This window comes from Nostoc sp. (assembly GCF_036919495.1).
Classification (GTDB): domain Bacteria; phylum Cyanobacteriota; class Cyanobacteriia; order Cyanobacteriales; family Nostocaceae; genus Nostoc.
On the sequence record NZ_JBALBZ010000213.1, the window covers coordinates 1 to 11,533 of the forward strand.

Below are 11,533 nucleotides of genomic sequence, written 5' to 3' on the forward strand. Positions count from 1 at the left end.
ATATGAGTAACGACATAGATCTGATCAAACGTCTTGACCCCAGTGCGATGGATCAGATCATGCTTTATCTGGCTTTTAGTGCCATGCGGACGAGTGGGCACAGGCATGGGGCATTTTTAGACGCAGCCGCAACAGCAGCAAAGTGTGCAATTTACATGACCTATCTAGAGCAGGGGCAAAACCTGCGGATGACAGGGCATTTGCACCATCTAGAGCCGAAACGGGTAAAAATTATTGTCGAAGAAGTCAGACAGGCTCTAACAGAAGGCAAACTATTAAAGATGCTGGGTTCTCAGGAACCGCGCTATTTAATTCAATTGCCTTATGTCTGGCTAGAAAAGTATCCTTGGCAACCAGGGCGATCGCGCGTTCCTGGTACCAGTCTGACAAGTGAAGAAAAAAGACAAATTGAGCAAAAACTGCCCAGTAATCTACCTGACGCTCAGTTAGTTAGCTCTTTTGAGTTTCTGGATTTGATCGAGTTTTTGCACAGGCGATCGCAAGAAGACTTGCCACCCGAACACCAAATGCCTTTGAGTGAAGCCTTGGGTGAGCATATCAAGCGCCGTCTGCTCTACTCAGGAACGGTAACACGCATTGATTCTCCTTGGGGAATGCCCTTCTATGCTCTTACCCGTCCTTTTTATGCTCCCGCAGACGATCAAGAACGCACTTACATCATGGTAGAAGATACCGCTCGGTATTTCCGCATGATGAAAAATTGGGCAGAACGGCGACGAAATGCCATGCGCTTGCTAGAAGAACTTGATATCCTCCCAGAAAAAATGGAGCAGGCTATGGAAGAATTGGATGAAGTTATCCGAGCCTGGGCAGATAAATATCACCAAGACGGGGGTATTCCAGTAATTTTACAGACAGTTTTTGGCGAAAGAGAAGACTAGCACCGCAGGGCGGAAGTCAAAAGTCAAAAGTCACCCATGCTTTAATTGTGGGCTTTCTGGCTGTAATGAAATGGTAATTTATTTTCGCCGGACTGTACTAGTAGCACTACGTAAAATTCAAAAAGCTTATAAAGTAAGCTTTCCACTGATTTTGTCCGTTGCTTAAAGTAGGGAGATGGTTGATCTATTTAGATTGTAACACTGTACTAGCAATAGTAGTACAAAAGTCACAAGCAGTTTTGTGACTTTTGTATTGTAAGTGTTTAGTTTGCATAATTTGCAAGCAGAGGATAATTATGGTTTTATATAGATATTTTTGCTTCATTCATGGTAGTGGTATGTCTGATTAATTTTGATGAGTTCGTAGTAATCACAAAGCGTGCTTAAAAATTCAAGACTAAACTCCTTACTACGAACTTGTTCACCTCTCATAACTAATGCGATAGAGCAGTAAGTACAATGTCTAAGCTAGTTTTGAAGGTTTGTAGTAAGCACAAAGCGTGCTTAATCTCAAAAATATCTAATTTACATAATCGAAATATAACTCTTGTAGAGTGGGCATTTTGACCGCCCAGCTTATGCAATTTAAATGTGGAACAGCTTATACCATTTTTTTGTGAGGCTGCGCCGAATTTTTTTGGCTTCTTCTTTCTTTGTGCCCTTTGCGCTCTTTGCGGTTCATTCCTTATATAATTTGGCGCATCTTCATACAGAATTGGTATTACCCATTAATTTAAACTTAACAGATTAGTAGGGTGGACATTTTAATGTCCACCCTACTAATTAACCTGTATTCTCAGTTAATTACAAAGGACTGTAATTAATTCGTTGTGCCGGGTTGCGTTGGAACAATCGGTTGCGTTGGAATAACCGGTTGTGTTGGAACACTCGGTTGTGTTGGAACGCTTGGTTGTGTTGGAACGCTTGGTTGCGTTGGAAATGGGGTAGTCTCTAAACTTGGACTTGAACCGGCAGGTATTATAGTTGATGGTGGAGAGGAAGATGAAGCACCGATAACACTATCATCAGCACTGATACAAGTATCTAACGCCTGTGTAGCGGGAAAGTCAATTTGACTACGCAAGCCAACCACACACTGTCCAAAGCGCACGGGTAACAAACTACGTCCACAGTAATCTAGAACTAAGGGATTAGCTTCTTCCTTGGTACTTAAGCTGACGCCAACTACACAGGTAGCTAACTCCTCAGGACGACGGGCCCTTCCACAAGAAGAAAGTGCATCTGTCGCGGCAATTTGGGTTTCCTTCTCAATTTTAACCACGCAAGCAGCCAAATCCCTTGGACGCAGTGCTGCTGAACAACCTTGTGATGCCGCTACTGTCGTTACACCCACTTTTAGGAGGCGACCCGCACAGACACTATAATCATTGTTGTAGGAAACAGCGATCGCTGTATTTGGTAAGATCGTTGCCAAGCATCCAGCTATAGCCAAAACTGGTACTGTTAAAATCCTGGAGGTGGAACTGGCTTGCTTGTTCTTACCTCTATTAACCGCTTTATTGCTCATTGATGTTGCCATTCTCCAAACACCCAAAGTTATGCTAACTCAAATATCTTAAAAATCCTCTGTAATTCAATAATTTCGGCGGTAGCAAGCTATAGACATAATTAATTATGCCGGAAATTGTGTTAATATAACTGTTTGAAAGATAAGTAGGCAACGTAAAAAGTATTTCAGAGTAAGAATACTGCGTAAACCAATCTGATGATTGAGTAGCCTACGAAACTAAATAAACACAAAAAACTTATTGGCAGGAGTACGGCGGGGCACGTCGGAATTCAAGCTTGGAAGCCAGTATGTCGGTACCGACTTAAAACAACTGGCGCAAAAGTTGATGCCTCTACTTTGGTAGGATACGTCATACCAAGGCAAGCAGCCTCACAAAACCAAGAATGCTCTGATTTTTTATCAGGGGAATGTCAAAATGGAATGTTTGGGTAAAGTTTAAACAGGATTAGATTAAGGAAACTCATGTCCCGATATAGAGGGCCACGCCTCAGAATTGTCCGCCGCTTAGGCGATTTACCAGGATTAACTCGTAAAAGCGCCAGACGCGCCTACCCACCTGGTATGCATGGTCAGAACCGTAAAAAACGCTCTGAGTATGCTATCCGTCTAGAAGAAAAGCAAAAGCTCCGCTTCAACTACGGTTTGACTGAAAAGCAATTGCTACGCTATGTGCGGAAAGCCAGACGTGTTACTGGTTCTACCGGACAAGTGCTGCTGCAATTGCTAGAAATGCGGTTGGATAATACCGTTTTCCGCTTGGGTATAGCCCCGACTATCCCAGCAGCTCGTCAACTGGTAAATCACGGTCACGTAACTGTTAACGGTCGTGTGGTTAATATTGCCAGCTATCAATGCCGTCCTGGTGAAGTAATTGCGGTCAGAGATCGGGCACAATCACGGAAGTTAGTGGAAGCTAACTTGCAATATCCCGGTTTGGCAAACCTCCCCAGTCATTTGGAGTTTGACAAAAATAAGTTGGTTGGTAGAGTCAACAGCGTTATTGAACGCGAATGGGTGGCACTACAAGTTAACGAACTACTTGTGGTGGAATACTACTCACGACAAGCGTAATAGTCATTTGTCCTTAGTTATTTGCAAAGGGCAAGTCCCAAAGTGTGAGCAGAAGAAGCGAAACCTCTGCTCACACTTTTTATTTTTAATTAAGAATAATTAGTATGGGGATCTGTATTCAAGCACACCTCTTATTTTTCCTTTGAGGTCGGCTATTTAGTGTGCAATACGGTTTAGTTAAGGCTAAAAAATAAAACTGTTGTAGGTTGGGTTGAGGAACGAAACCCAACATTATCATGGCTTTGTTGGGTTTCACGACCTTCAACCCAACCTACGATTCTTCTTGTCCTGCCAAATATCCAATTATTTTCGGTATTGGATCAAAGCCACAATTTTATGGAGAATTATCAGCTTCAGGAAGAACAATTGTAATTCCATATTCTGGAGCAGTTGCTAATATCCGGTCAATGGCTTCTTGAGTTATAGGTAACGGTGGAACTGACGAATTTTCTACTTTAGTTCCGACTTGTGCAAAAAACTTTTCTATTCCACCTGGAGTAGCCCAAATCAGCATTTTAGCTGGTACAGAACCAATATTTTTAAAACTATGGAGTTGGCCTTTGGGAGAATGCAAGAATGTTCCGGGAGTTGCTACAACTGTTTGTTCATCAAGATAAAACTCAATCGAACCTTCTTGAATATAAAATGCTTCATCTTCTCTACTATGAATATGTGGCGGCGGGCCTAATTGGGGTACAAGTACTACTTCAAACAGTGCATATTTGCCATCTGTTTGTTCGCTTGTAGCTTTAAAGGTGGCTACATCGCCTGCTACTGAATAACTATCACCTTCACCTGGTTGCGATAATATTCCATAATTAATTGTCATTTTCAATCATCTCCTGAGTTTTATGACAAACAGATTGCGCCGCTTGCACAAATCAACAAAACACAGCCTAGCTATGATTAAAAAGTCCAGTAATTAAGCTCCAATGGGTTTCCTACGATTGTTGGTACGAAAAGGAAGTAAGACAATTACCTTTAATAATGCTAAAAATGATTCAATTTAAAGCGTTCGTCGCAGACGTTGGCGTAGCCATCGCTCAACTTATTTCTTTATTTTTAATCTTTGCTGACTCAATGGCACTACAATATCTTGGGATAATAGATCGATAACACCATCAGTAGGCAGAGATTTAATCAAAGCTGTTACCTCTTTTGTCCAAAGTCAAATTCTAACCAATGACTATCCGCCAATTTGCGACATCGTGCGGGTGTATATACCCTTACTACCAGAATCGCGCCCTTTAAAGTTAATTTCTGGCTTGATTGCTAGTAAACTACTTACCTGCTCTTGTAATTGAGTGGTACTAGTGCCAGAACGCAAAGCAGTTTTTAAATCTATTTGACCAGTTTCATTTAATAAACAAGGACGCAGCCAGCCATCAGCACTCAAGCGCATCCGGTTACAACGATCGCAAAAACATTCCGACATTTGACTAATAAATCCTAGTGTCCCCTTCGCACCGGGAATTTGAAAAACATCAGCAGGGCCAGCGCCACGAACTTGTGATTCTGTCAAGCCCCAGCGATCGCGGATTTGTTGCCGTAAATCGGCTGAAGATACCCAACCGCGATCGCCAAACAAATCCACATTACCAATGGGCATAAATTCAATAAATCGAACGTGCCACTGTTTATCAATTGTCAGAGCAGCTAAATCGAGAACTTCCTGGTCATTAACACCAGGAATCACCACCACATTCAGCTTCAGGGGGTCGAATCCGACCTGATGGGCAGCTTGAATGCCCTGCCAAACTTGTTGCCAACGAGAACGCCCCTGATTACCAATAATTTGCTCAAAAATGTCGGGATCAAGAGAGTCCAGACTAATATTAATTCGTCGCAGCCCTGCATTGTAGAGGTTTTGTGCCATCGGAGCCAGCAAAAAACCGTTGGTGGTCATTGAGAGGTCTTGAGTTTGGGGGAGACTTGCGATCGCGCTTACTAAATCTACCACGCGCGGACGCAACAAGGGTTCACCCCCAGTCAACCGAAACTGCTTAAAGCCTACTGGAATAAATACCTCTTTAATTAAGGTGAGTAATTCTTCATCAGTCAACAGCTGTTGCTTGAGAATATAGTCTAGTTCTACTCCCTCTGGCATACAGTATTGACAACGAAAATTGCAGCGATCGATTAAGCTTATGCGGAGGTAGTCTACCTGATTCATCGTTTTATTTTTATTGTCTCTGATTAATTAAAGACTTTACAAAGATGGTTTACGCCTTCATACTATATTTGTTGTAACTCAAGATACCGTACTCCCCCTTAAGTGAGAGTCCACAGATTGTGGCATAATAAGCCGATCGCATCCACTAGTTAGTCATCAATCGTGCAAGACACCGACTCCATAAACGACCTTGCTGCTGCTTTACTACAGCCAGCAGATATCAGCTTTGAACTGCCCGATCCAGAAGATGAACAGATTCTAGAGTCAGATTTTCAACAGCAGCTAGAAGTAGCGTGGCAGGTATGCGATCGCTTTGATTTGCAAACTGAAATCTGGCGAGGGCGAATTTTACGGGCGATCCGCGACAGAGAGAAAGTAGGTGGTGACGGACGCGGTACTGGCTTTTTGCGATGGCTAAAAGAGCGGGAAATCAGCAAAAGTCAAGCATACTCCTGGATTCAACTGGCGAATAGTGCCGATACTCTCATCGAAGACGGTAAACTCGATCCCGGAACTGTAAACAACTTCAGCAAACGGGCATTTGTTGAAACCTCCAAAGCAGTCCCAGAAGTGCAACAGATGGTGAGTGAAGCCGCCCAAAAAGGCGATCGCATCACCAGGCGGGAAGTGCGTCAACTCAGCGATGAATGGACAGCCATGTCCTCAGATTTATTACCCGAATCAGTCAAAGAAAAAGCAGCAGATAACACCCTTCCTCCGCGCTACATCGCCCCACTGGTGAAGGAAATGGAAAAACTGCCAGAATCGCACCAAAAGTTTATCCAAAAGGAAATTGCTGCTAATCCTGATGTAGATACCCTCAAACAGGTAACTACAGAAGCGCGTAACTTGGCCAAATATCTGAAAGGGGCGGCTCAAGTCCAAGCGCTGACGAAGGAAGATGTTGATATTGAAACAGCCTTAGAAGAAGCGCAAAGAGTCGGCTGCTTGAGCATTGCTGCTGATTTGGTGAATCAAGCATCGCAAATTGAACAAACGATCGCTAAATTGTACATGACTTGGAAACGAATCGGTAATTTAGCAGATCGATTATATGTAGATACTGGTGCAAGTACACCCAACTTGCGATCGCTCCTCACTTGCTTGGAACCTCTGGGTGGTGAAATCATGGAATTGCAACTTAGTGGTGCGACTGAACACACTATTCGTTTGCAAATTCAAGAGACGAGTTAAAACAATTCGCAATGGGCAACTCTTGGAGACGCTAAAAGCGAACGCCCCGCTACGCTAACGCAATTATGTTTTGTGACGGGGATTTAGATCCTGCTATATCAGCGATCGCATTTGTTATTTCGGCGATCGCATTTGTTATTTCGGCAACTACATTTGCTATTTCGGCGACTACATTTGCTACATTGGTGACTACATTTGCTACATTGGTGACTACATTTGCTATTTCGGCTATGCTGATGGCTAGCTACGCCAACCCAATTGCTGATTGCGTTTATCCTAAAAAACTTAAGACAAAGACCTCTTGCTGATTTTACATAGTAAAACCTGTCCCTCTCCAGATCAAGAGGACAGCCTTGAACTTTAGTTCAAGGTAGGGAGAGGTTTGTTGAACTCACGTCTAATGAGAAGCGCAAGATGTAGCGGTGAGCGAGGAGTTATGGGGCGTTGCAGTGGGTACTTGAGCAACCAGAACCACGTTCCCATTAGCATCTATAACCCACCCTTGCGCTTCTACAATTTGAGTAGGTTCATTGACAGAATTGACTTTCTGTGATTTTTCTTCTGTGTTTGGCTGCGCCTGAGCAACCACTTTTTTCTGAATAACGCCAGCACGATTCTGACTCTCTGGAGAGAGTGTGATCCAATCTGCCAACACCGCATCATCAGCTATCAATGGCTGCGTAGGATCGGCTACTAGTCCTCCACGACCAGTTGTAATAAATGAACTCCTGGCTATTTTTCCACCAGAATCACAAGCAGCAACAATTTGCTGCGAAGCATCAACCAGATTTGTGGGTAGTTCTACTAATCCTTTACTGGGGTCAACATCTGGTGAGTTGATTTGTATAGTGCCATTTAATGTAGGGTTTTGCTGAGAAAATGCGGTGATATCACTTGTTAGCAGTCTACTTGGATCTAGTGGCTGTTTCGGGTTCAACAGCCTTTCTACCTCTGCACGGGTGCGCGGCTCAAAACCAAAGATACTCTTAGCGGTGATTGTGATTTTACCACCAGAGGCAGATAAGGCATTGGCGGTGATATCGTTATTTTCAGAAGGAGCGGTGACAAGGAAGCCATTAGGTGCATTGATGGTGATATTACCGCCATCTCCATTACCTTCTGCATTAGTGGTTATTTTACTTTCGTGGCGCATCATTAACATGTCTTGCACCTCTAAGGCAATATTCCCACCTTGACCTGACTCACTATTAGATGTGAGTGTTCCTTTGTCCAGAAGTATAGAGCGAGCAGTTACATTTAGTTCACCTGCTTTCCCTAAATTAGGTACACCCCCTTGATAGTCAACATCCTTTCGAGTTTCACTGCTCACATTTATTGCAGCTCCATCTCGGACAATCAATTGCCCGGTTGTGATATCTACATCTCCAGCAGATCCAGAACCTCTAGTTGAAGTAGACAAGCTACTGGGCGTAAAACCATTTGGTGAAGTTCCAGCTAATTCTATGGACTTGGCGTTCACAGTCAACTTCCCTCCTTGCCCCGTAGCGGGTTTAAATTGGTTCTCAGCAAATAGAAATTGTCCGTCAGACTGTGTTGACACCTGTGCCCCTTTCTGAATACTTAACCTCGGAGTATTGATCGTGATGTTACCAGCATTTCCCACATCATAAGTTGCGCTAGACAATTTGCTAGGTATAAAACCACCATCTGGAAAAAAAGAGGAGGGTGGAAAGGAGATACCACCGATTAGTTCCACAGAATCTGAGGCGTTCACGGTCAATTGTCCTACCGAATCGGAGGTAGAAGTATCAAGAAACACTTCTGCTCCATTGCTGACAATCAACTTGCTAGTATTAATTGTTAAGTTTCCAGCGCCTCCTTTACGATCAGTCCCAACCCTCAAAGGATTACCGGGGCCGATTAGTTCTACAGTATCTGAGGCAGTAACCGTCAAATTTGCTACTAGTTGTTTGCTCAGGCTATTAGCCAAAATCTGTGAGGAACCAGTTATGAGTACGCGCCTGCCTTGCACCAGAATATTACTTCCATCCTCACCATTGACATTTACGTAAGAAGGGATTCCATCTCGCGAAGTTAGTTGGATATCCTGGAAATTTTTTACACTTTCGTATCCCAAGCCCCAACCTTGGTCTATTTGCTTTATATTAACCAGACTATTAAGAGCAACACTTCCTAGCTCTATTCGTCCTCCCTTTGTTGTTAAATTTCCTCCCTCCAGTAACAAATCGCCCCCTACAAGTGCCAAGGTTTTACCTGGCAGCACCTGTAGACCAACAGGTGCTGCCGAGTCATTGATTGCGCCACCTGGACTTGCTTGGGATTGATTGCGGATGGTTCCTAGTGTAGCTCCAAATTGTAAGCCAACGGGAACACTGACTGTCAGAAGGGGTGTGGTTTGGGGATCTGTGGCGCTAAATTTAGTACCATCGGCAAAGTTCAGACTACTTGCCGTACTTGCCACGAATGAACCGCCAATGTTTAAAGAAGCATTGGGGCCAAAAATAATCCCATTAGGATTAATTAGAAAAAGGTTGGCTGTGCCATTAGCTCGAAGTGTGCCATCAATATTAGAAATAGACTTGCCCGTTATTCGGGTGATGATGTTATTAATATTTGCCGCATTGTTAAAGTAGGCTATATTGCCAGTGAGAACAGAAAACTGTTCAAAACTGTGGAACAAGTTTGTACCATGAGTTGCCCCACCATCTATCTGGTCAGTATTTTGACCATTAATCAGCTTGGGTGTAACCATTGAACTGTTAGTTCCGAGAGTGCCATCCTCTTTAATCTGTGCCAAGGCACAATACTCAGATAAGGTGAGTGTTCCAGTAATTGCTAAAGAACTTATTAGACTTAGCTGCCAGTACCAAACCCTGCTGTTTTGAGTCATAACAAAATTTGCACCCTATAAATAATGGTTTAGTACTGAAATACTGCTGAATTAATTATTAAAACTAATAAGAATCCAACATGAACTCTAGAGCCTAGCTAATAAGTGAATAAATTATAATTTTCATCTTCACTAAAAAAGCTTTTACTAGCAGGATCAGTGATATTCTTTAGCAGTAAAAATCTTGAATATACTGAGGCAGCAGCAAGGGTTTAAGTGTCATAATTCCATTAGCATTGTTTAATATTGCTATTGCAAAATTGTTTATGAAAATTATTTACCTTGCTTACCCTCGCGCATGACTAGATGTAAGTTTAGTTATATCTAAGCTACCCAGCAGCCTTGAGGATAGCCGGGTACTGGGCAAGGATTACAATAACCACCTATAGAAAGTGTTGTCAACGTTGGTTTTTGTTCTTGAATAATTGTTTGCAAAAATTTCTTGGCTTCAGCATCAGTAACTTCAATTTGAGTAAAATCGAGTAAGCACTGAATTTTTACAAAATTTTTTCCTGATATGCCATATTTGTCAAGTATTTCGCCGAAATTAGAGTTATTAAGTATGTCACTCAATTCCTTCTTAATTTCGTCTTCTAACTGCTGTAATGTTTGAGCATCTATAACTGTTAACTGTGAAGTTTGAGAATCCATAAATTTTGCTCTCCTTGGAGACTGGTAAATGTGTAAAGTTATTTTATGATGTACTAATTAATGCGAATTTGATTAGTACAGTTTGGCAACGAAAGAATCAAGGATACAGGGTCTAAAGGGGGACAAAAGAATTAGACTAATAAAACTTTTGCAAGTACCCATAGTTATTACTTCAACTTGGCTAGTAATAATTACGCATTTTTTAACTAAACTTCATATACTTCTGTCGGATTTCCTTAAAGCATTCATAAATCTGGCTACCATAGTGAATAAGCAATACCTTTGGTGGACTACCCGATCGCACCCACACCTGTTTGAGTACAAGGAGCGATCGCTTGTATAAAGGTCATTGCAAAGAAGCGATCGCACCACACCTAATTTGATTAGAAGGGGCGATCCAGGGCGGCCGCACCATGTCAATAAGCAAGCCATATTTTCAATAGAGTTAAAAATTATGTCATTAACTTTTGCTTATTGCGAAAATTTTAAGTGATCGCTTTGGGGCTTAAAAAATAATCAAACGCGAAATCCTTATTTTTTCGTTGGTTATTAACCTTCGTTTCGATCAAGAGTAATTTAGATGCGTTTGCCCTGAAGGGGCGATCGCTTCTGTGAAGGTCATTGCAAAAAAGCGATGTCTACGACGGGCTACGCCAACAAAATGGGCTTTATAGAGCAATATTATTACCTGAATTCTCAAGAAATTAAGAATTCAGGTAATAGTGTTAAGCTTCATTACATGGGCAAGGAACCCATTTTTTAAGGTTCCTGTCCCAGCAAGTGCAAGTGCAATTGGGGCAATCCTCATTTTGAATTTGACTTTGGTCTATATTGTGCTAAATTTTCTGAACTGCGTCGGCTGATATACCGTACTTCTGAACTGTGACCAGGCTAATAATGTTATCAATATCTGCGGTGTTCTTGCAGTAGACTGTGGTTATAGTGGGAACAGAAAACTGCTTAAAACTGTGAGACAGATTACTTCCAGATTTGGTTAGCCCTTCAATCATTCTGATTTTCTCCTGTGTTGCAACACTAGAATTATGGTTCTTCCGCTACTTTTATGGCGAGAATCAAAATTAATTAGATTTTAACAACTACAATTTAATATAAAAAATGGTTAAAATTTAGATATTGTA

General features: G+C 42.1%; 9 protein-coding genes and 1 pseudogene. 4 read left to right on the forward strand and 6 right to left on the reverse strand.

Features of this window, described 5'->3' with window-relative positions; translation table 11 throughout:
* The first annotated feature begins 2 nt into the window (after positions 1 to 2).
* On the forward strand, positions 3 to 902 hold the full coding sequence (gene hetR / locus V7K25_RS30710) for a heterocyst differentiation master regulator HetR (protein ID WP_100898938.1): 900 nt from the start codon (positions 3 to 5) through the stop codon (positions 900 to 902).
* Between the two features lie 820 nt (positions 903 to 1,722).
* Here the strand turns inward: hetR and V7K25_RS30715 are convergent.
* On the reverse strand, positions 1,723 to 2,442 hold the full coding sequence (locus tag V7K25_RS30715) for a hypothetical protein (protein WP_335163578.1): 720 nt from the start codon (positions 2,440 to 2,442) through the stop codon (positions 1,723 to 1,725).
* Positions 2,443 to 2,895: 453 nt separating this feature from the next.
* Here V7K25_RS30715 and rpsD point away from each other — a divergent pair, with 453 nt between their 5' ends.
* On the forward strand, positions 2,896 to 3,504 hold the full coding sequence (rpsD, locus tag V7K25_RS30720; protein ID WP_152589456.1) for a 30S ribosomal protein S4: 609 nt from the start codon (positions 2,896 to 2,898) through the stop codon (positions 3,502 to 3,504).
* 334 nt (positions 3,505 to 3,838) lie between these two features.
* On the opposite strand, the gene V7K25_RS30725 is transcribed toward rpsD, so the two are convergent.
* The gene (locus tag V7K25_RS30725; protein ID WP_335163580.1) at positions 3,839 to 4,333 is read right to left on the reverse strand and encodes a quercetin 2,3-dioxygenase; all 495 of its coding nucleotides are present in this window, start codon (positions 4,331 to 4,333) and stop codon (positions 3,839 to 3,841) included.
* A 357-nt stretch (positions 4,334 to 4,690) separates the two neighbouring features.
* Complete coding sequence (gene moaA, locus V7K25_RS30730; protein ID WP_335163581.1) at positions 4,691 to 5,677, reverse strand: GTP 3',8-cyclase MoaA; 987 nt, start codon at positions 5,675 to 5,677, stop codon at positions 4,691 to 4,693.
* Between the two features lie 162 nt (positions 5,678 to 5,839).
* On the opposite strand from moaA, the gene V7K25_RS30735 reads away from it, so the two are divergent.
* Together V7K25_RS30735 and V7K25_RS30740 are read left to right on the forward strand one after the other, a co-directional pair.
* Entirely contained in the window at positions 5,840 to 6,871 is a 1,032-nt protein-coding gene (locus V7K25_RS30735; protein ID WP_335163583.1) for a hypothetical protein, read from the forward strand.
* A 65-nt stretch (positions 6,872 to 6,936) separates the two neighbouring features.
* Positions 6,937 to 7,179, forward strand: coding sequence for a hypothetical protein (locus tag V7K25_RS30740; protein WP_335163585.1), 243 nt, complete (start codon positions 6,937 to 6,939; stop codon positions 7,177 to 7,179).
* An 89-nt stretch (positions 7,180 to 7,268) separates the two neighbouring features.
* Here V7K25_RS30740 and V7K25_RS30745 read toward each other — a convergent pair whose 3' ends face one another.
* The 3 genes and pseudogenes from V7K25_RS30745 to V7K25_RS30755 all read right to left on the reverse strand — a co-directional run.
* A complete protein-coding gene (locus V7K25_RS30745) occupies positions 7,269 to 9,743 on the reverse strand; it encodes an S-layer family protein (RefSeq protein ID WP_335163586.1) in 2,475 nt (824 codons plus the stop codon).
* A gap of 324 nt (positions 9,744 to 10,067) precedes the next feature.
* Positions 10,068 to 10,394, reverse strand: a complete 327-nt coding sequence (locus tag V7K25_RS30750) for a hypothetical protein (protein ID WP_335163588.1) — start codon at positions 10,392 to 10,394, stop codon at positions 10,068 to 10,070.
* Between the two features lie 836 nt (positions 10,395 to 11,230).
* Positions 11,231 to 11,428 (reverse strand): annotated as a pseudogene (locus tag V7K25_RS30755) (hypothetical protein); the annotation flags it as partial.
* Positions 11,429 to 11,533 lie beyond the last annotated feature (105 nt).

Bases quoted from the DNA above. Each gene is read 5' to 3' on its own strand.
- hetR (WP_100898938.1), top strand. From the start codon at position 3: ATGAGTAACGACATAGATCTGATCAAACGTCTTGACCCCAGTGCGATG.
- V7K25_RS30715 (WP_335163578.1), bottom strand. From the start codon at position 2,442: ATGGCAACATCAATGAGCAATAAAGCGGTTAATAGAGGTAAGAACAAG.
- rpsD (WP_152589456.1), top strand. From the start codon at position 2,896: ATGTCCCGATATAGAGGGCCACGCCTCAGAATTGTCCGCCGCTTAGGC.
- V7K25_RS30725 (WP_335163580.1), bottom strand. From the start codon at position 4,333: ATGACAATTAATTATGGAATATTATCGCAACCAGGTGAAGGTGATAGT.
- moaA (WP_335163581.1), bottom strand. From the start codon at position 5,677: ATGAATCAGGTAGACTACCTCCGCATAAGCTTAATCGATCGCTGCAAT.
- V7K25_RS30740 (WP_335163585.1), top strand. From the start codon at position 6,937: ATGTTTTGTGACGGGGATTTAGATCCTGCTATATCAGCGATCGCATTT.
- V7K25_RS30745 (WP_335163586.1), bottom strand. From the start codon at position 9,743: ATGACTCAAAACAGCAGGGTTTGGTACTGGCAGCTAAGTCTAATAAGT.
- V7K25_RS30750 (WP_335163588.1), bottom strand. From the start codon at position 10,394: ATGGATTCTCAAACTTCACAGTTAACAGTTATAGATGCTCAAACATTA.